Here is a 19,673-nt window from a genome sequence, read left to right on the forward strand (position 1 = left end):
CGCCCGCACGTCCGCCCCCGCTCACGCGCGCGCCCGCCCCGCTTGCCCGCGCCTCCGTCCCGCTCGCGTGCATGTCGGTCCCGCTTGTGCGCGTGTCCGCCCCGCTTGTGCGCGCGTCAGTCCCGCTCGTGCGCACGTCCGTGCCGCTCGCGTGTGTGTCGGTCCCGCTCGCGTGCGGGCTGCTTGGGGGCGGGGCGGTCGTGAGCGGGGTGTGGGGTGCTGGGGCGCCTTGGTGCGGGGCGGTTACTCGATGACGATCTCGAAGGGGATGTTGCCGCGGGTCGCCTTCGAGTAGGGGCAGGCGGCGTGGGTCTGCTCGACGAGCTTCTCGCCGGTCTCGCCCTCCAGGTGCTCGGGCAGCTCGACGTGCATGACGACGCCGATGCCGAAGCCGCCGTCGGACGGGTCCTTGCCGATGCTCACCTCGGCGGTGACCGAGACGTCCTTGACGTCGAGCTTCATCGCGCGGGCGACGCTGCCCATGGCGCTGGCGAAGCAGGCCGCGTAGCCCGCGGCGAAGAGCTGCTCGGGGTTGGTGCCCTGCCCGTTCCCGCCGAGCGCGGGCGGGAACGCGAGCGCGAGGTCGATCTGGCCGTCCGAGCTGACGGCGCGTCCCTCTCGTCCGTTGGCGGTGGCGACGGCGGTGTACAGCGCGTCCATGTCCGGCTCCTCCCAAGAAGTTGTGTCTGATTCGACTGTACACAATTCAGTTGTGCACAACTCAGTTGAGCGAGAGATATCCTGGTCACATGACGACCGACACCCGTGCCGCCGGCGACCTGCTCCGGCTCGACCGGCAGATCTGCTTCTCGCTGCACGCCGCGTCCCGCGCGTTCAACGGCGTCTACCGGACCGTTCTGGCGGACCTGGGCCTCACCTACCCGCAGTACCTCGTCATGCTCACCCTCTGGGAGGACGACGGGCTCCCCGTCAAGGAGATCGGTGACCGCCTTCGGCTCGACTCCGGCACCCTGTCGCCCCTGCTCAAGCGCCTGGAGACCGCGGGCTACATCACCCGCCGCCGCAGCGAGCACGACGAACGCTCGGTCGTCATCACCCTGACCATGGCCGGTGACGACCTCCGCGCCGAGGCCGCAGGCATCCCGCTGCGCATGGCGAAGGCGACGGGGCTCACCCTGGACGAGCTGCAAACCCTCCGCACCCTGCTGACCACGGTGACCGAGAACCTCGACGAAGCCGACCTCTAAGGAATCCGGACGAGCCCGCAGAGGTAGTCGGCCTCCTCCAGAAGCACAGGCGTCACGCGTACCCCGGTCAGCCGCTCGGCCAGCGCGAAGACCCTCGCTCTGTGCAGGGACAAGTCGTCGGACGCGTCGAAGGGGAGCCCGACCGCGCGCATCTCGTCCAGCAGGACGTCCGGTGCGCTCCCATGCCGCTGGTCGGGGATCAGCGGCTCGAAGTAGACCTTCAGGACGCCGTCCTCGGCCAGCTCGAACTGGTCGAACCCATTGACGTTGCAGGAATGCGCGACCACCCGGGTCCCCGTCGACAGCACCTCGCCGATCGAGACCCCGATGTACCCGTTGACCTCGACACTGAGCGCCCAACCGCCGCCCTCGACGTCCTTCACCGAGGTCACACCGGTGAACAGCTCGGACGTCTCGTGATCGGAGATCCCGAAAGCGGGCTCGAACAACGCGCTCAACCCGCGCAGCCTGCCGTAGGGGACAGCATTCCAGCGAGCCAGCACCTCGTCCGGCGACAGCCCTTCAGCCAACGTCAGGCAGTACGCCTCGATCAACCCGGTCTCGTCATCCTCGACCCACAAGTAGTCCTCAGCGGTCGCGCTCATGCAGGCACCATCGCATCGCCCGCCGACACCCGGCTCATTCGGCGTCCTTCTTTCTGTCAGGAAAGGCGAGACCCAGCAAGCGCAATGCCTCGCTCCCGTCAGCACAGAACGGGAGCAGACGGTCGTACAGCTCGAAGCGCCAGTCGGCCGGGAGGCGAGCGGCGTCCCCGACGAGTTGCCGCAGGATGAGGGTCGCCCACTCGGAGTCCCCGCTGCGGGTGAGGTGGGCGAGGCAGCCCTCGTAGAAGTTGACGAGAGAGTCCGGGCTGATGCCCGTCACCAAGGCCGCCCAGCACAGCTGCAGGTAGGCACTGATACCGGAGGTGATTCCCAATGGGGTGCTCACGAAGCCGCTGACGAACTCTTCCATGCCACTGTGCTCCCAGAGAGGCGAACGCAGCGCGTGGACCAAGAGGTCGTTCTCGAGGTGGCACGCGAAATGCGCGGAAGCGATCAGGTAGCCGTCATCGATCACCGGGTTGCGCGACGAGTCCCCGAGCGTCCAGTTGGGGTTCTCGACCGGCACGAAGACGGCAGTGGTGTTGAGCAGGACGATCTCCGGCCTCCCGTCGATCCGCACCCGGTTGAGGCGGACGTTGGAGATCAGGTCCTTCCAGCCGCCGGCGATCAGATGGGAGTGCCAGAGGCCGGTGCAGCGCTTCCACTCCTCGATCGGGTGGGCGGAGTCCGGGAAGAGTTCGCGGCCGGTGAGTTCCGCCTTCGCCGCGACGAGCAGGAGGAGCAGGTTGGCCGAATGTACGGCCACGCGACTCGGGACAGACCGCCGGACGGGCTCGTACTCGCTCAGCGTCCGGCCGACGCGCGTGCCGAACGCCTCGTGGAAGAAGCCGTGGAGGAGTTCGGCCATCACCTCGCGATCCGCGGAGCGCCCGATGAGCGTACGCAGGAAGGCGATGACCGATTTGCGGCCGGTCAGCGGTGCGAACGACAAGAGCGCGTGTAGGAAGGCATCGTCAAGGACCTGGTGACGGCTTCGGGAAAGTCGTGCGACCGAAGCCAGCGCCGACACCTCGTGGACCACGAGCCGTGCCACCAGGTATTCACCGAAGGTCGCATGCAGGAACTCGTAGGTTCCCCGGACCTCGCCGTCCTGCACCGCCTGCGACCGGTGGACGAAGAAGAAGCGGCCGACCACCACCTGTCCCGGTGACAAGGCTGCGCGGAACGAATTGCGGTGTGTCGTGTGGGAGGCGGGAAGCAGCGCTGCGAGATCGCTGGTGAGCTCGTCCTCGTTGACCCACTGGCGGCCTCGGTTGAACATCGCGAAGGCAGTGATCGAGAGCCGTTGCAACTCGTCCTCGACAGCATCGGCGAGCGGCCGACCGTCCAGTTCGGGGTGGAGTTTGCGCACCTCCCGCTCAGCGAAGCGGGTCAGCAGGCGCTCGTACAGGTCTGCTGAATCCAGGTCGTCCCCGTTGTTCTGAAGGGCGTTGCCGTCCGAGTCGTACAGCGCCAGCATCAGCAGGAGCAGGGGTTGTGACGCGAGGTCGGGATGGCGCAGCGCGACTTCGGCCGGCAGGGGGCGAAGGCCGCGGGCGGCGAGAGCGTTGGCGTTCGCGGTGTTCCAGACGTCGAGCCAGCGGGTGGTCTGGAATTCTGAGAAGGGTTCCAGCCGGACGGCCACGACGCCGCTCGGCGGGAGGCGCATGCGGTCGGCCACCGATGTCCGGCTGGTCACGAGCACCGCGACCGGACGGCCCTGGGCCGCCTCGCGTTCCTGGAAGCGGACGACCTGCTCCAGGTAGTCCGACTGGCTGATGCCCGTGGCTTGAAGCAGCTCGTCGAAACCGTCCAGAAGGACGACCGGAAGCGCGTCTCCAGCGCTGCGCGCGAGGTCCGGCCAGCTCACGGACTCGCCCGTCGCGGCACGGATACCGGCCTCGATCTGCGTCTGGAGGTCGGCGTCCGCCGGGACCTCGCGCAGCGCGACCCGCACGGCCATGAAGTCCTCGGGCGGCAGCGACGCGGCCAGCATCTCGGTGAACCGGGACTTGCCCGATCCCGGCTGGCCGAGCAGCAGCAGCGGCTCGTCGACCGTGGCGAACGACGTCAGGTATCCGACGAGGAACGCCTGGAGATCGTCGTGGACATCGCCCCACTGCCACGTCTCCTCCTCGTTGAGCCGGACGCCGCTGCGAAACGCCTGCACGACCCGGTAGCGCGGGTTCACGTAGATCTCGGCGAGGCTCGGGAACGTCAGGGCTCCGGGCGACTCGGCGCTCAGCGTCACCGGACGGTCCAGCCGGGCGCGATGGGCGCGGGCGAGCGCCGCGCGCCGTTCGTCGGGGGCCACGCCGGAGGAGAGACGTTCGAGGACGGTCCGGAGCCCTTCCAGGCCGGTGCGCAGCGCGGCCAGTTCGGTGCGGGTGGCGTGGTGGTCCATCCGGTCCGTCCAGAACGCGAGTTCGGGGAACTCGGTGGCCAGCCGCAGGTACAGCTCCTCGTACCGCCTCATCGCGGCGACCGGGACCTCTTCGTGCAGCGTGACCTGGACGTCCTCGTCCAGCTCGTGGCCTGCCCAGGCCAGTTCGGCGACGGCCATGCCCAGGCCCAGGAAGAAGGGAAGCCCGTCATGGTCGGGCGAGCCTTCGTAGTGGAACAACGCGTCCTGCTGGACGAGGGTGGTCCGCGTCAGGTAGGAGACGACGCGGTGCAGGCGGCGGGACGCTTCGGCGCCGACGAGAGTGAGCTGTTCGGCGCGGGTGAAGTGGCGGAGCTCGTCCGGGAGGTCGGCTTCGGCCAGGGCGTCGAAGAAGGCGGCGAGCATGATGACCTGGCGGGCGGCCTCCAGGCGTTCGGTCCTGGAGAAGCGGGAGAGGCCGCGCAGGCGGTCGCTGAGGCCGGAGACCAGTTCGCGGCTCAGGGAGCCGAGTTCGCCCTTGGCGTCGAAGAGGCTCAGGGCGAGCTGGCTGCCGCCGGCGGTCGCCGTGAGCAGGATGCCGCCCATGAGGCGGTCCAGGGTCTCGACGATGGGGCTGTCGCCGCCGAGGATCTTGACGGCGTCCTTGTAGCTGAGTCCGCGGGCCATACCCGTGAGACGCCCGAATGGGGTGTCGCGTTGCAGAGGGGCCGGGCGCCTCACGGGAGCGGTGGTGCCTCCGGCCGGCGCGGGGGTGGGGTGCGCCGGGCCACGGGGCCCGAAGGACCCGCGCCGGCCGGAGGGTGCCCGCGGGAGGGCGGGCGGTCAGCGGGCCAGGTAGGCCGCGACGACCGTGGCCAGCACGGCCGCCGCGGCGGTGATCAGTGACAGCAGGGCGACGGTGTGGCGGAAGCGGGCGTCGAGACCGGCCCTGGTGACCTGTTCGCGTTCGGCCCGGGTGAGCCGGTCGTCCAGGTCCTGGAGCTGCCGGGCGAACTCGTCCCCGCGGCGGTCGTGCAGGTCGTCGCGCTGGTCGAGCAGGGCCAGCCTGCCCTCCAGCTCGATGCTCCGCACGTCGATGCCGCGGCGCAGCTCGGCCAGCGCCAGTTCGACGGTGATGGATCCTTCCTCGGTCAACGGCTTCAGCCTCTCGTCGGTGTTGAGCGGGCCGCGCCGGTGTCCGGGGGAGGTCCGTTCCGCGGACCCGTACTTTCACCATAGGAACGTTCCGGCAAGGTGACAAGGGTCTGTCTGGTAATAACCGGAAATAGTAAGGTAGGAAATTTTCCACTCCCGATTGCTGGATGTTCCTTACTGTTTCCGCCATGCTGGAAGGCATGGGAAGCGGACCCGACCGGGAACGGGTCGCCAAGTACGTGGTGGCGCGGCGCGGCACGCTCGGGCTGACGCAGGAGGCGCTCGCCGAGCGCGCGGGCGTGACGGTGAAGACCGTCTACAACCTGGAGGCGGGCGGACGCTGGCCGCAGGCGCGCACCCGCGCCGCGATCGAGGCGGCGCTGCTGTGGCGGTCCGGTGACCTCGCACGCGTCGGGGACGGCGCGGAGCCCGAGGAGGCCGACCGGAGCGGCCCGCGCGGCGACGCGGCCGTCCGCGAGCTGGCCGAGCTGGACGCCTACTTCGCCGACCTGCGCTCCGGCGACGGGGACAAGCGCCGCATGGCCATCGCCTTCCTGCGCGCGCTCTACGGGGAGCCCGACGGCCGCTGACACGCGTGGCACGGCACGGGACCTGCGGGATTCCGGCTGCTGAAAATTTCTCGTACTGACCGGTTGTTGCGGCCTTGACACCGGGGCACACTAGGGATGCCGGACCGGGTCAGACGGCCCGGCGGGCGCCGCCCCCGCGCGCGCCCCGGGATCCCCGCTCCCGTCGGATGAGGAAGTGGCCAAGCGATGCTCGTCCTCGCGATCGCCGCCGGCGCCGGTGTGCTCGGCGCGCTCGCCCTGGTCCTGGCGGTCGAGGCGGTACGGCTGGCCCGCGACGTCCGCGCCGGGCAGCGCCGCATCGCCCACCAGGTCGAGCTGCAGACCCGCGTGATGGCCGCCGCGGCCCGGCTCGCGGCCGCGGCCACCGCCGCCGCGGCCGCCGACTCCAGGCCGCCCGAGGTGGACGGCCGCCCGGACGGATCTTCCTCGCGTTGACGGAAGGTTGATATCACCCTGGGTAACGACACGCCTGCGCAGTGCTAGCAGAACCCCCGTTGCCGGGCTAGAACGGATCCGATCAACGTAGGCGTCCGGCCAGGTCACGGGGGGACCATTGATGATCCAGAAGGGAACGGGGCGGATCGGCGTCCGCGGCTTCGCCGTGCTGTCGGCGGCCCCGCTGCTCGGCGTCGTCCCGCTGCTCGCCCAACCCGGCGCGGCTCACGCCGACGGACCGGTGGACGTGGGCGCGCGCAAGCACCACAGGCACCACCACCACAAGGCGGCACCGCACGCCCACCCGGCCGTGCGCCCGGAGCAGCCCAAGCCGGGCGGCCGGCCGGAGCAGGCCCAGCCGGGCGGCGCTCCGGAGCAGGGCCGGCCGGGCGGCGGTCCGGTTCAGGCTCAGCCGGGCGGCGGTGCGGAGCAGGGCCAGGCGCCGGGCGGACGGCCGGAACAGACCCGTCCAGCCGTGCGTCCTGAGCAGGACAAGCTAGCCAGGCTGGAGATCGAGACATCCGGCCCGACCATGGAACTGCTGCCGGGCCGCACCTACAACTGGCCGTTCGCTGTGACGAACCGCAGCACGCTCAAGTCGAGCCCGGCCATCCTGAGAGCGCCGCTGCCGCGCACGCTGGAGTACGTCTCCGGCTCGCAGACCTGCTCGTTCGCGATGGCGCCCGACGGCTCGGCCGCGTCCGGCGCCTCGGGCTCGTCGCCGTCCCAGCCCGCGGGCGGCGCGCCCAACGGCACCGCATCCGGCGGCACGGCGGACGGCGCGTCCGGTGGCACTTCGGGCGGCGCGTCCGGCGGGGCGCCTTCGGGTGGGACGTCCGGTGCCGGCGCGTTCGGTGCCAACGCTCCCGCTGCGCCGGGGACGGCGGCGAGCGGCGGCAGCGCGGTCTGCGCGCTCGGCCCGCTGCGTCCGGGGCAGACGGTCGCCGGCGTCCTCACCGCGAAGGTGTCCGCGCAGGCCAAGCCGCGCGACCGCGTGTCGAGCACGGCCACCGTGACGTGGGGCTCGTCCTCGGTGTCCAAGGCGTTCCCGGAGACCAGCATCGCGGAGACCGCGGACCTCTCGGTCACCGAGAAGGCGCCGGCCTCGTCCCGTCCGGACGAGGCCATCCCGTACATCACGACCGTGACGAACGGCGGCCCGTCGCCCGCGCAGAACGTGAAGGTCGAGGGGGAGGCGGCTCCCGGCGCGGTGCAGAACGACCTGTCCTGCACCACGAGCGGCAGCGGAGCCCCGTCCAACGCGAGTGCCCCGTCCGGTACGAGCGCCCCGGCAACCGGGAGCGCGCCGTCGGGGACGAGCGCCCCGTCCACCACGGGGACGCCGTCCACGACGGGCACCTCGTCCAGCACGGGGACGTCGTCCGGCAACGGCGGGCCGTCCGGCGCGGGCGCGACGCCCGGTGCGGACGCGGCGGGTAGCGCGGCGACCGGCGGCGACGCCGGGGCCGCGAGCCGCCCGAACAAGGTCCTCTGCGACCTCGGGACGCTCGCTCCCGGCGAGAAGAAGACGATCCGCACCGTCCTGCGGCCGAGCGCACCGAAGCCCGGGGACATCCTGGAGGCTCCGGTCCGCGCGACCACCTCGACGCCCGAGGTGAACCTCGACAACAACACCGCGACCACCAGGACCCGGATCCTGCGGGCCTCGGCGGCTCCGGCGGAGATGCAGGGGCACTCGGCCGACGCGTCGAGCCGGCCGGTGAAGGCGCCGCCCAAGAGCCCGGACGAGGGCCCGATCGTCGCCCCGGCCCCGGCTCCGGCCACCGGTTCGCACTCGTCCACCAGCGGGACGGACGGAACCGCCAGCGGCTCGCACTCCGCCGATGGTTCGCACGCGTCCACGGGCGGGACGGACGCGGGCACGAGCGGTTCGCACAACGCCGACGGTTCGCACACGTCCACGAGCGGATCGGACGCGACCGCGGGCGGCGCCCACTCGTCCACGTCCGGTGCCCATTCGTCCGCGTCCGGTGCGCACTCGTCCACCAGCGGCTCGGGCGTCGCCACCTCCCGCTCGGAGGCGGCGGACGACTCGCACGCGCCGGCCGGCAACTCGCACACCGGCGCGAGCGGCTCGCACACCACGACCGGCGGTGCGCACAGCGCAGGGGGCGGCGGTTCCCACAAGCCGACCGAGGGTTCCAAGGTGCCCACCCCGGACAGCGGCGCGCAGGTGCCCGGCCCGGGCAACGGTCCGCGGGCCCACCAGCACGGGTCCGGCGGGACGCACCTGCTCCCGCGCACGGGCGGCCAGACCGGCCTGATCGTGGACGTGTCGCTCGGCCTGCTCGCCGGCGGCCTCGTCCTCGCCTACGTCGGACGCCGCCGTCGCACCATCCGCTCACGCGACTAGCAGCGATGAACAGGACGAGGCCCGGACGGCATGCGGCTGTCCGGGCCTCGCCCTGTTTCCGCGAGACGCCTCGTCCCGTTTCCGCGAGACCGTGCGGCCCCCGTCCTGTTTCCGTGGGACATCGCCGCGCGCCCCACCCCAGCCGCGCATCCGGCGGCGGAAAGTATGAGGATGGGACCATGCGTCTTCGGATCTTCACCGAGCCCCAGCAGGGGGCGAGCTACGAGACATTGCTGGCCGTGGCCAAGGCCGCGGAGGACCTGGGCTTCGACGCCTTCTTCCGGTCCGACCACTACCTGAAGATGGGGGACGTGCCGGGCCTGCCCGGGCCGTCCGACGCGTGGATCACGCTCGCCGGGCTGGCGCGGGAGACCGACCGGATCAGGCTCGGCACGCTGGTGACCGCCGCGACGTTCCGGCTGCCGGGGCCGCTGGCGGTCGCGGTCGCGCAGGTGGACCAGATGAGCGGCGGGCGCGTCGACCTCGGCATCGGCACCGGCTGGTTCGAGCAGGAGCACACCGCCTACGGCATCCCGTTCCCGAGCCTCGGCGAGCGGTTCGACCGGCTGGAGGAGCAGCTGGAGATCATCACGGGTCTCTGGCGGACGCCGGAGGGCGAGACCTTCACCTTCGAGGGCGGCCACTACACCGTCAAGGACTCGCCCGCGCTCCCGAAGCCCACCCGCCCGGACGGCCCGCCGGTGATCATCGGCGGCGTCGGGGCGAAGCGGACGCCGCGCCTCGCCGCCCGGTACGCCGACGAGTTCAACGTCCCGTTCCACCAGGTCGCGGACACCGCCGCCGCGTTCACGCGGGTCCGCGCCGCGGTCGAGGCCGAGGGGCGGACGCGTCCGATGGCGTACTCGGCGGCGCAGGTCGTGTGCTGCGGCCGGGACGACGCGGAGATCCGGCGCCGCGCCGAGGCGATCGGCCGGGACGTGGACGAACTGCGCCAGAACGGCCTGTGCGGCACACCCGCCGAGATCGTCGAGAAGATCGGGACGTTCGACGCGATCGGCGCGGAGTGCCTGTACCTCCAGGTCCTCGACCTGAACGACCTCAACCACCTCGAACTGCTGGCCTTCGAGGTGCTGAACAAGGTCTGACCGGACGGCGCGGTCCCGTGGCCCGCGAAGAGCGCGGGCCACGGGAGCGCAGGTCAGGCGGCCGCAGCGGCGGCGGCGTCCGGCTCGTCCTCGCGGGCGCGCGGCGGGAGCAGGAAGGCGATCAGGAAGGTCAGCCCGAGCATCCCGGTGACGATCCACAGCGTGATCTTCATGGCGGCGCCGAACCCGCTCTTGGCCGAGTGCCGCCCCGAGTCCTGGACGATCTGGACGACCTTCCCCGCCGACTGCGGGTGCGCGGCGACCGCCGTCCGCACGTCGGACTCCAGCCGCGCGCACGCCGCCGGGTTCTTCTCCTGGTCCTTGGCGGTGGCGCGGTCGTGCCCGCAGGCGCGCAGCCCGGCCGCGATCCGGTCCTGGTCGGGCGCGGCGACCCCGGCGGACGCGAGGCTCGCCCGCAGCGCCGGCGCGTCGCGGTCGGCGGCGGTCGCGACGTGCCCGCCGAGCAGCCCGAAGAACACGGTGCCGAGGACGGCCGCGCCGAGCGCCGCGCCGAGCTGCTGGATCGCCGACAGCGTGCCGCCCGCCGACCCGGTCTCGTGCGGCTCGACCGCCGCGAGCACGATGTCGAAGAACGGCGCCATCAGCAGGCCCATCCCGAAGCCGGTGACGACCAGGGACGGCGCGAGCTGCCACGGCGTGACGCCGACCCCGGCGAGCTGGAGGCTGAGCACGAGCCCGGCCACCCCGGCGGCCATCACGACCGCGCCGGTCTGGAGGGCCGTCCGGCCGCGCTTCTGCATCGCCATCGCGGCGGGGAACCCGAACACGGTCCCGGCCGACCAGGGGATCTGCGACAGGCCCGCCTTGAGCGGCGAGTAGCCGAGGCCGATCTGCAGGTACAGCGAGTAGGTGAGGGAGAACCCGATCATCCCGGCGAAGAACACCAGGCCGACGGCGAGCCCGCCGGAGAAGCCGCGCTTGCGGAACAGCGACGGCGTGATCAGCGGGTCGCCGCCGCGCCGCTGCCGGCGCAGCTCGTGCCAGGCGAACACGGCGAACACGACACCGGACGCGGCCATCATCGCGAACATCCACGCGGGCCAGTCCAGCTCGCGGCCCTGCACCAGCGGGTAGACGACCAGTGCCGCGCCGAGCGCGGCGAGCAGCGCGCCGACCAGGTCGAGCCGGGAGCCGTGCCCGTCCCGCCCGGACGGCAGGAAGACCAGGCCGAGGACGACCGCGGCGAGGCCGAGCGGCAGGTTGATCAGGAAGATCATCCGCCAGCCGGTGCCGAAGAAATCGGCGTCGATCAGCCAGCCTGCCAGCACCGGCCCGGCGACCGAGGACAGGCCCATGACCGGCCCGAACGCGCCGAACGCCTTGGCCATCTCCTGCGGCGGGAACATCCGCCGCATCATGCCGAGTCCCTGCGGGATCATCATCGCGCCCGCCAGCCCCTGCAGCAGCCGTGCGCCGATCAGCATCCCCGGGGTGACGGCGACGCCGCACAGCAGCGAGCCGAGCGTGAACCCGGCCGCGCCGATGAGGAACATCCGCTTGCGGCCGTAGAGGTCGCCGAGGCGGCCGCCGGTGAGCAGGCCGATCGCCATCGCGAGCGTGTACCCGGCGGCGAGCCACTGGATCGTGGCGGCCGAGCCGCCGAGGTCGCCGCGGATGGTCGGCGCCGCGATCGTGGTGACCAGCGCGTCCAGCATGTCCATGATCTCGCCGAGCAGGATGACGGCGAGCGCGGCCCAGCGCCAGCGGAACAGGGCGGGCTCGGTGTCCGGCGGGGTGGCCGCGCCGGTGGTGTCGATCATGATGGGCCCCCAGGGGACGAGAACGGTGCAGTGAAGACGAACGCTGTTCCCTCGCAGAACGACGTTCGCGACAGGTACGATGTTCGTACGCGGAGCGGCGGGACCCGGCCGGGATAACCTCTCTCCGATAGAGACGATATATCTCGTTCGCGCCACGTCAAGATGTATCGCGAAATTTTCTGGCGCTTGGGTCGCCTGGAGCCCGTCCGGGCGCAGGTACGCGAAAGCGCCGCCGCCCCGCCGCAATCGCGGGACGAACGGCGCTGATCCTGCTGCTGACCTGCTAGACCCCTCGCGAAGACGCGTTAAGAACCCCGCGCTAGAACCCTCGCGAAGACGCGTTAGAAGCCCGCGAAGGCGCGCTCGAACGGAGCCAGCCGCGGCGACCCGGGCGCGGTGTCGTAGACGGCGAGGACGACCGTCTCGAAGCGGCGCGCGAACGGGCCGCCGTCCGGACGCAGCGCATCCGCGAACGCCTCGGCCACCTCGGACGGGTCGTTGCGGAACACGCCGCAACCCCACGCGCCGAGCACGATCCGCCGGTGCCCGTGCGCGACGGCCGCCGCGAGCACCTTCAACGCGCGCCGCCGCAGCACGCCGGGAAGCGCGGCGAGCTTGTCCGGGTCCCGCGTCGCGCCCCGGTTCGGGGCGGGCGAGGTCAGGAACGCGACGGAGTACGGCTCCTCCAGCAACTCGCCCGCGTCCGTGCGGAACACGGGCACACCGGGGGAGTAGATGATGTGGTCGGTGTAGAGCGTGTCGCGCAACTCGCGGTGCACCGCGTAGTACTCAGGTGCCATGCGCTGCGACGCGTACAGACCGGACGCGCGCGCGAGCCCCTCCTCCTGCGCGTGCGCACCGTTGAGGAACCCGCCGCCCGCGTTCTTCGCCGACGCGAAGTTCAACGCCACCGGCACGTCCTCGCCGGTCAGACGGCGGGCGGCTTGGAGGGTGGTCTCGGTGGTGACCTCGATGCGGGTCGGCGGCGCGTCGTCCGGGACGGGCGGGAGGTCGCGCAGGAGCGCGTCCAGTTCGTCCGGTCGGTGCAGCACGGTTCCCGTGGTGGACGCGTGTAGCGCCGCGGACAGATCCACGTGGCGTCCGGAGGGCGCGCGGTAGCCGCCGTCGTTGAGGATCTCGACGGTCTTCCGGGCCTGTGTGCGCCTGCGTTCTTTGCTCATCGGGACGGATGATTTCGGACACGACCCGCGTCCCGCCAGCCCTTTTACGGCCGACCCGACCCGCCGATCAGGCCAAAAGGATCGATTCCGGTCGGGTTTCTGGCATGCTTGCACCGTCATGGAGCCCCCTCGCCCCCGCCGGGGACGGCGCGATCCGTACCCGCCGCAGAACCCGTACGGCCAGCAGCCCTACGAGCAGTCGCCGTATGGACCGCGGTACGACGAGCCTCGCTATGACGAGCCTCAGTACGACGAACCCCGGTATGACGAGCCGCGGTACGACGAGGCCCGGCCCGAGCAGTACCCGCCGCAGCAGCAGCCCCCGCAGCAGCAGCCTCCCCAGCCGCGGCACGCGCAGCGCTCGCCCCAGCCCCAGCAGCCGTACCAGGCCCAGCAGCCTCCGCCGCAGCAGCCCGGCCGTCATCACGCGCAGCAGCCCGGCGGTCCGTTGTCGGCGCAACCGCCCGGCCAGCCGCCCGCGCCACAGCAAGCACCTCCGCAGCAAGCGCCTCCGCAGCAGCCTTACGGCGGTGACGGCTTCTTCGACGACGAACCGCCCGAGGCCAACGGCGCGTTCCTCCCCGACGGCACCTACGACCCGACCGGACGCGTCGGACGGCCCGTCCTCGACGAGCGCCTCTCCGCCGACCTGGACCGCGACTTCGCCGGAGCCGACCGCGGCCGCACTGCCACCTACGTCCTCGGCATCGGCGCGCTCGTCCTGATCGCCGGGACGGGCATCGCCGCGATGGTCGGCGCGACCACGCTCTCCGGCGGCAAACCGCCCAAGCCGCAGCTCGAACCCCAGGTCGTCCCGACGATGGGCGCGAAACCGGGCGACGTCCCGGCGGACCCGCCGACCGTCGCGCCCGCGCACCCGCCGTTCATCCCCGACCACGGCACCGGCAAGTTCACCCGCGCCGAGGGCGAGACCACCGCCGTCGGCCGCGGCAAGGTGCGCCGCTACGCGGTCGAGGTCGAGGGCGGGACGAAGCAGAGCGCCTCCACGTTCGCGCACTACGTGGACCGGATCCTCACCGACTCGCGCGGCTGGACGGCCAGCGGGAAGGTCGCGTTCAAGCGGGTGGGAACGGGACAGCAGGCCGACTTCGTGGTCCGGCTCGCGTCCCCGGAGACCACCGACAAGCTGTGCGCGACGCACGGCGTCATGACGGCCGGGCGCGGCAACTGCTCGTCCGACAAGGAGGTCGTTGTCAACCTCAAGCGCTGGCTGTTGACGACGACCTACTACCAGGGGCAGACCGGCTCCTACCGCGCGCAGATGGTGAACTTCGAGGTCGGCCGCCTCCTGCACTACACGCGGATGGGCTGCCCCAGCTCGGGCAAGCCGGCGCCGGTGATGATGCAGCAGCTCGGCGGCCTGGACGGGTGCCGTCCGAACGCCTGGCCGTACGACCGCAAGGGCCGCTTCGTCTCCGGCCCCGAAGTCCCCTGACCCGGTAGCGTCCCTGTCCCGGCCCGTAGCGTCCCTGTCCCGGCCCCGCCTTCCCTTCTGCTCCTGCCAACGGCTCGGCGACCGCGATACCGGCTAATCCGGTGGTCGCTCCGGGACGTCTCGGGCATCCTGGGCGGGTGCTGCTGACGATCACGACGACCCGTGCCCCCGCGACCGACCTGGGCTTCCTGCTGCACAAGCATCCCGGCAAGGTGCAGCCGTTCGAGCAGGCGTCCGGCGTCGCGCACGTGTTCTACCCCGAGGCGGACGAGACGCGCTGCACGGCCGCGCTGCTGCTGGAGGTCGATCCGGTCAAGCTCGTGCGCACGCGCGGGAAGAGCAGCCCGGACTTCACCCTCGGCCAGTACGTGAACGACCGTCCGTATGCGGCGTCGTCGCTGCTGGCGTCCGCGATGGCGGGCGTGTTCCGCACCGCGATGCGCGGACGCTGCGACGCGCGCCCCGAGCTGCCGGACGTCCCGCTCCCGCTGGAGATCAAGCTGCCCGCGCTGCCGTGCCGCGGCGGGCCCGAGCGCGCCGAGCGGTACTTCGCGCCGCTCGGCTGGCGCGTCGAGGCCGTCCCGGTGCCGCTGGACGAGGGCTTCCCGGCCTGGGGCGACTCGCGGTACGTGAGCCTCACGCTGACCGGCGAGCTCCGGCTCGCCGACGCGCTGAACCAGCTGTACGTCCTGCTTCCGGTGCTGGACGAGGCGAAGCACTACTGGATGGCCCCGGACGAGGTGGACAAGCTCATCCGCGCGGGGGAGGGATGGCTCGCCGCGCACCCGGACCGCGCCGGGATCATCCGCCGCTACCTGGCCAACCGCCGCCCGCTCGTGCGCGCCGCGCTGGGCCGCCTCGCCGACTCCGACGACGCCCCCGAGGACGCCCTGGCCACCGCGTCCCTCGACGAGGAACTCGCGCCCGAGGGCGCCGCGCCCGAAGGCACCGCGCCAGAGGCGCCGGCCCAGGAGCAGGCGGAGGAGCCGAAGGCGTCGCTGGCCGAACAGCGCGCCGAGGCCGTCCTCGCGGCCCTGCACGAGCAGGACGCCCGGACGGTCATCGACCTCGGCTGCGGCGGCGGCAAGCTGCTCGCGCGCCTCAAGCGCGACCGGACGTTCGAGAAGGTCACCGGCGTGGACGTGTCGTACCGCGCGGTCGAGATGGTGCACCGGCGCGGCATCCCGGACGATTCGGGCAACCCGCACCGCCCGGCCCGGGTGTCGGTGTTCCAGTCCGCGCTGACCTACGCCGACCGCCGGTTCGAGGGGTACGACGCGGCCGTCCTGATGGAGGTCGTCGAGCACATCGACCCGCCGCGGCTCGCGGCCGTGGAGGGCGTGGTGTTCGGCGCGGCGCGCCCGGCGTCGGTCGTGGTGACCACGCCGAACGCCGAGTACAACGCGCGGTACGAGGGCCTCGCGGAGGGCGCGATGCGGCACCCCGACCACCGCTTCGAGTGGACGCGCGGGGAGTTCGCGTCCTGGGCCGTCCGGGTGGCGGCCGAGCACGGCTACGGCGTCCGGTACGTCCCGGTCGGCGACCTCGATCCCGAGCTGGGCGCCCCGACCCAGATGGCCGTCTTCACCAGGAAGCCGCCGATGCAGCAGGAGCCCGCGAACGACGCGGCGAAGGAAGGCGAGCGATGACCGAGATCAGGCTGCCCGAGATGGGGCTGGTCGTGCTCGTCGGCGTGTCCGGGTCGGGCAAGTCGTACTTCGCGCGGCGGCACTTCAAGGAGACGCAGGTCGTGTCGTCCGACCGGTGCCGCGGGATGGTGTCGGACGACGAGAACGACCAGTCCGCGACCGGCGACGCGTTCGCGCTGCTGCACCACATCGTCCGGACGCGGCTGCGGCGCGGTCTGCTGACCGTCGTGGACGCGACGAACGTGCAGTCCGGCCCGCGCCAGCAGCTGCTCCAGATCGCCAAGGACTGCGACGTGCTGTCGGTGGCGATCGTCCTGGACGTCCCGGAGGGCGTCGCCGCCGCGCGCAACGCCGGGCGCCCCGACCGGGACCTGCCCGAGCACGTGATCCCGAGGCAGCGCCGCGAGCTGCGGCGCGGCATGCGGTCGCTGCAAGGGCGCGAGTTCAAGCGCGCCTACGTCCTCAACGGCGTCGAGGAGATCGACGCCGCGACGATCGTGTACGAGAAGGCGTGGCCGGACAAGCGCGAGCTGACCGGCCCGTTCGACATCGTCGGCGACGTCCACGGCTGCCGCGCCGAGCTGGAGGAGCTGCTCGGCAAGCTCGGCTACACCATCACCCGCGACAACGAGGGACGCGCCACAACCGCGAGCCACCCCGAAGGACGCACAGCTGTTTTCGTAGGCGACCTCGTCGACCGAGGGCCCGACACCCCCGGCGTACTGCGCCTGGTCATGGGCATGGTCGAAGCGGGCACCGCCCTATGCGTATCCGGCAACCACGAGCAGAAGCTCGTGCGCGCGCTCAATGGCCGCAAGGTGAAGGTCGCGCACGGCCTGGCCGAATCGCTGGAGCAGCTCGCGCGCGAGCCGGACGACTTCCGCGAACGCGCGCGCCTGTTCATGGACGGTCTCATTAGCCACTACGTCCTGGACGGCGGGAAACTCGTCGTCGCCCACGCCGGACTCAAGGAGGAGTACCAGGGACGCGCGTCCGGACGCGTCCGCTCGTTCGCGCTCTATGGCGACACGACCGGCGAGACCGACGAGTACGGGCTGCCCGTCCGGTACCCGTGGGCGCGCGACTACCGCGGTAAGGCGATGGTCGTCTACGGCCACACGCCCGTCCCGGACGCCGAGTGGCTCAACAACACCATCTGCCTGGACACCGGCGCGGTGTTCGGCGGCAAGATGACCGCGCTGCGCTACCCGGAGAAGCAGCTCGTCCACACGCCCGCGCACGAGGTCTGGTACGAGCCGGCGCGTCCGCTGAAGGCCGAGTCGCGCGACCACGACCTGCTGAAGATCGAGGACGTGATGGGCGCGCACGGCGTGGAGACCGCGCTGATGGGACGCGTCGCCGTCCGCGAGGAGAACGCGCTCGCCGCGCTGGAGGTGATGAGCCGGTTCGCCGTCGATCCGCGCTGGCTGGCGTACCTGCCGCCGACGATGGCCCCGGCGGACGCGTCGTCCCTGCCCGGCTACCTGGAGCACCCGGCCGAGGCGTTCGCCGCGTACCGGGACCTCGGCCTGGAGCGGGTGATCTGCGAGGAGAAGCACATGGGCTCCCGCGCGATCGCCGTGGTCGCGCGCGACCAGAGCGTGGCCGAGACGCGGTTCCGTATGGACGACGGCACGTCTGGGGCGCTCTACACCCGCACCGGACGGTCGTTCTTCAAGGACGCGGCTCGCACAGAGGCCGTCCTCGCGCGCCTGCGCGATGCGATCGGCGAAGCGGGCCTGTGGGACGAGCTGAACACCACCTGGCTCGTCCTGGACTGCGAGCTGCTGCCGTGGTCGGCGAAGGCGATGGACCTGATCCGCACGCAGTACGCCTCGACCGCCGCCGCCGCGCGGGCCGCGCTCCCGGCCGCGTCCACGGCCCTCGCCCAAGCGCACGCACGAGGACTGGACGTGGCGGACCTCCGCGAGCGCACCGAGCACCGCGCCGCCAACGCCGCCCGCTTCCGCGACGCGTTCGCCCGCTACTGCTGGGATGTCGAGGACATCGGCGACCTGCGCGTCGCGCCGTTCCAGCTGCTCGCCGCCGAGGGGGAGACGCTCGCGGCGACCCGCGGCCACGACTGGCACATGGCGGTTGCCACGCGGCTCGCCGCCGCCGACGGGTCCGGGCTCGTCCGCACCACCGCGACCCGGGTCGTGGACCTCGCCGACCCCGCGTCCGAGGCGGCCGCGACGTCCTGGTGGGAGAAGCTGACCGCCGGGGGCGGCGAGGGGATGGTCGTGAAGCCGCTCGGCCCGCTCCCCGAGGACCGCAAGGTGCAGCCCGGCCTCAAGGTGCGCGGGCGCGAGTACCTGCGGATCATCTACGGCCCCGACTACACCGACCACCTGGACCGGCTGCGCGGCCGCTCGCTCGGCCGCAAGCGCTCGCTCGCGATGCGCGAGCACGCGCTCGGCCTCACCGCGCTCGACCGGCTCACCGCCGGGGAGCCGCTGTGGCGCGTCCACCAGGCCGTGTTCGCCGTGCTGGCCCTGGAGTCCGAGCCGGTCGACCCGCGCCTCTGACAGCGCCGCTCAGGGCCGTCCGCGCAACAGCGAGAACGGCCCGCGTCCCCTCCTCGGGGGCGCGGGCCGCGTCGCGTGGGGTGGGTCAGGTCGTGAAGAGCGCGTGGAACAGGCCGCCGTGATGGCCGTGGTGGCCGTGGTGGTGGCCTCCGTGGTGGCCCCAGGCGGGCGGCGGAGGGGCGGCGTGGTAGCCGGCCTCCATGCGGCCGAGGGCCTCCAGCTCCCCGTAGTCGAGGAAGACGCCGCGGCAGTTGTCGCACTGCTCGATCTGGACGCCGCTGCGGTTGTACGTGCGCATGTAGCCGTGGCACTTGGGGCAGTGCATCGCCTATGTCGTCCTTCCGGTCCGGAGGCTCAGGGTTAGCAAAAGGTAAATCTAAGGTAGTTCGGGCAGGTCCGCGATTCTGACGCACGCGGCCACGAGTCCGGTTTCCTCCGGCGCGAGATCCCGTCCCTCCTCGGCCGCCAGCCGCAGGGACGTCGCGGCGATCTGGACGACCAGCGCGCGGGACGGGACGTCCAGCACCGTCCACTCGGAACCCTCGTCCGGCGGGACGGCCACGCCGCCAGCTTCCCGGTACGCGTAGAGGAAGCGGCCCCACGCTTCCGGCGGCAGGATTCCGGCGGCGAACAGCGCGGCGAGGCGGGCGAGGTCCCATGCCGGGTCGCCGCACCCGATGTCCTCGACATCGATCATTCGCCACGTGCCGCCCTCGCCCGCGCGCACGAGCTGGCCCAAGTGGAAGTCGCCGTGCAGCAGGCATTCGTGCTTCACGACAGGGACGGGCGCGTCCCCACGCACCCACGCGGGCAGAACCGCGAACGCCCTACGGACCGCGTCAGCCACCTCGCCGTCGCCTAGGCGCGACACCGCGCGGGCTACGCGCGTAGGACGTCCGAAGGGCGGCGTGTCCTTCGGCACCGGGACGGCGTGCAGCGCGGCCAGCAGGCGCGCGGCGTCCTCCCACGGCGGATCGAACGGATCGACAGGCGTCCCGTACCGCTCCAACGTGACCGTCCGGCCCTCCACGTCGAGCGGCGGGCTCAGCGGGGCGCAGAACAGCTCCGGCAGGGACGCGGCGATCTCGGCGCGGCGGGCGAACTCCGGCCCGGTGGCCCGGCCCGGACGGTGCGCCTTCGCGACGACGTCCCCGGACCGGACCACCAGCACACCATTGCGGTCATAGATGACTTGCGCGGACACCACGCAAGTATCACCTGTTGACGACCACCCTCGGCTCGG

Annotated in this window: 16 protein-coding genes; 8 read left to right on the forward strand and 8 right to left on the reverse strand. The window is 72.1% G+C overall.

What is annotated here, in order from left to right; all coding sequences use genetic code 11:
• Positions 1–243: 243 nt before the first annotated feature.
• Positions 244–660 carry an organic hydroperoxide resistance protein gene (locus FHU30_RS06015; protein WP_253872644.1) on the reverse strand — a complete coding sequence of 139 codons (417 nt, stop codon included), beginning with the start codon at positions 658–660 and terminating at the stop codon, positions 244–246.
• A gap of 89 nt (positions 661–749) precedes the next feature.
• Here FHU30_RS06015 and FHU30_RS06020 point away from each other — a divergent pair, with 89 nt between their 5' ends.
• Positions 750–1,208 (forward strand): MarR family winged helix-turn-helix transcriptional regulator, encoded by a 459-nt coding sequence (locus FHU30_RS06020; RefSeq protein WP_253872646.1) that lies wholly within the window; start codon positions 750–752, stop codon positions 1,206–1,208.
• Here FHU30_RS06020 and FHU30_RS06025 read toward each other — a convergent pair.
• The 3 genes from FHU30_RS06025 to FHU30_RS06035 form a co-directional block, all read right to left on the reverse strand.
• A complete protein-coding gene (locus tag FHU30_RS06025; protein WP_253872649.1) occupies positions 1,205–1,813 on the reverse strand; it encodes a DUF6461 domain-containing protein in 609 nt (202 codons plus the stop codon). The two genes, FHU30_RS06020 and FHU30_RS06025, sit on opposite strands and share 4 nt — an antisense overlap.
• A 34-nt stretch (positions 1,814–1,847) precedes the next feature.
• Positions 1,848–4,862: an NACHT domain-containing protein gene (locus FHU30_RS06030; RefSeq protein ID WP_253872651.1), complete on the reverse strand. Its 3,015-nt coding sequence runs from the start codon at positions 4,860–4,862 to the stop codon at positions 1,848–1,850.
• Positions 4,863–5,018: 156 nt separating this feature from the next.
• Positions 5,019–5,330: a hypothetical protein gene (locus FHU30_RS06035; protein WP_253872653.1), complete on the reverse strand. Its 312-nt coding sequence runs from the start codon at positions 5,328–5,330 to the stop codon at positions 5,019–5,021.
• 200 nt (positions 5,331–5,530) lie between these two features.
• Between FHU30_RS06035 and FHU30_RS06040 the strand changes: the two genes are divergently transcribed.
• The 4 genes from FHU30_RS06040 to FHU30_RS06055 all read left to right on the forward strand — a co-directional run bounded on the left by FHU30_RS06040 (position 5,531) and on the right by FHU30_RS06055 (position 9,835).
• Complete coding sequence (locus tag FHU30_RS06040) at positions 5,531–5,920, forward strand: helix-turn-helix transcriptional regulator (protein ID WP_253872656.1); 390 nt, start codon at positions 5,531–5,533, stop codon at positions 5,918–5,920.
• Positions 5,921–6,106: 186 nt separating this feature from the next.
• Positions 6,107–6,355, forward strand: a complete 249-nt coding sequence (locus FHU30_RS06045) for a hypothetical protein (RefSeq protein ID WP_253872660.1) — start codon at positions 6,107–6,109, stop codon at positions 6,353–6,355.
• Between the two features lie 121 nt (positions 6,356–6,476).
• Complete coding sequence (locus FHU30_RS06050) at positions 6,477–8,729, forward strand: hypothetical protein (protein ID WP_253872695.1); 2,253 nt, start codon at positions 6,477–6,479, stop codon at positions 8,727–8,729.
• A 179-nt stretch (positions 8,730–8,908) separates the two neighbouring features.
• On the forward strand, positions 8,909–9,835 hold the full coding sequence (locus FHU30_RS06055) for an LLM class F420-dependent oxidoreductase (protein WP_253872699.1): 927 nt from the start codon (positions 8,909–8,911) through the stop codon (positions 9,833–9,835).
• 53 nt (positions 9,836–9,888) lie between these two features.
• Here FHU30_RS06055 and FHU30_RS06060 read toward each other — a convergent pair whose 3' ends face one another.
• Together FHU30_RS06060 and FHU30_RS06065 are read right to left on the reverse strand one after the other, a co-directional pair.
• Positions 9,889–11,616: an MFS transporter gene (locus FHU30_RS06060; protein ID WP_253872702.1), complete on the reverse strand. Its 1,728-nt coding sequence runs from the start codon at positions 11,614–11,616 to the stop codon at positions 9,889–9,891.
• A 341-nt stretch (positions 11,617–11,957) separates the two neighbouring features.
• Positions 11,958–12,797, reverse strand: a complete 840-nt coding sequence (locus FHU30_RS06065) for a TIGR02452 family protein (RefSeq protein WP_253872704.1) — start codon at positions 12,795–12,797, stop codon at positions 11,958–11,960.
• A 118-nt stretch (positions 12,798–12,915) separates the two neighbouring features.
• Between FHU30_RS06065 and FHU30_RS06070 the strand changes: the two genes are divergently transcribed.
• The 3 genes from FHU30_RS06070 (at position 12,916) to FHU30_RS06080 (ending at position 18,430) form a co-directional block, all read left to right on the forward strand.
• Positions 12,916–14,253 (forward strand): DUF3152 domain-containing protein, encoded by a 1,338-nt coding sequence (locus tag FHU30_RS06070; protein WP_253872707.1) that lies wholly within the window; start codon positions 12,916–12,918, stop codon positions 14,251–14,253.
• 137 nt (positions 14,254–14,390) lie between these two features.
• Positions 14,391–15,902 (forward strand): 3' terminal RNA ribose 2'-O-methyltransferase Hen1, encoded by a 1,512-nt coding sequence (locus tag FHU30_RS06075; RefSeq protein WP_253872709.1) that lies wholly within the window; start codon positions 14,391–14,393, stop codon positions 15,900–15,902.
• On the forward strand, positions 15,899–18,430 hold the full coding sequence (locus tag FHU30_RS06080) for a polynucleotide kinase-phosphatase (RefSeq protein WP_253872712.1): 2,532 nt from the start codon (positions 15,899–15,901) through the stop codon (positions 18,428–18,430). Before FHU30_RS06075 ends, FHU30_RS06080 begins: the two co-directional genes overlap by 4 nt.
• An 85-nt stretch (positions 18,431–18,515) precedes the next feature.
• Here the strand turns inward: FHU30_RS06080 and FHU30_RS06085 are convergent, their stop codons facing one another.
• On the reverse strand, positions 18,516–18,755 hold the full coding sequence (locus tag FHU30_RS06085) for a TFIIB-type zinc ribbon-containing protein (RefSeq protein ID WP_253872714.1): 240 nt from the start codon (positions 18,753–18,755) through the stop codon (positions 18,516–18,518).
• 51 nt (positions 18,756–18,806) lie between these two features.
• Complete coding sequence (locus FHU30_RS06090) at positions 18,807–19,634, reverse strand: phosphotransferase (RefSeq protein WP_253872717.1); 828 nt, start codon at positions 19,632–19,634, stop codon at positions 18,807–18,809.
• Between the last annotated feature and the right edge of the window lie 39 nt (positions 19,635–19,673).

The organism is Actinomadura rupiterrae, assembly GCF_024172125.1.
In the GTDB taxonomy this organism is placed as follows: domain Bacteria; phylum Actinomycetota; class Actinomycetes; order Streptosporangiales; family Streptosporangiaceae; genus Spirillospora; species Spirillospora rupiterrae.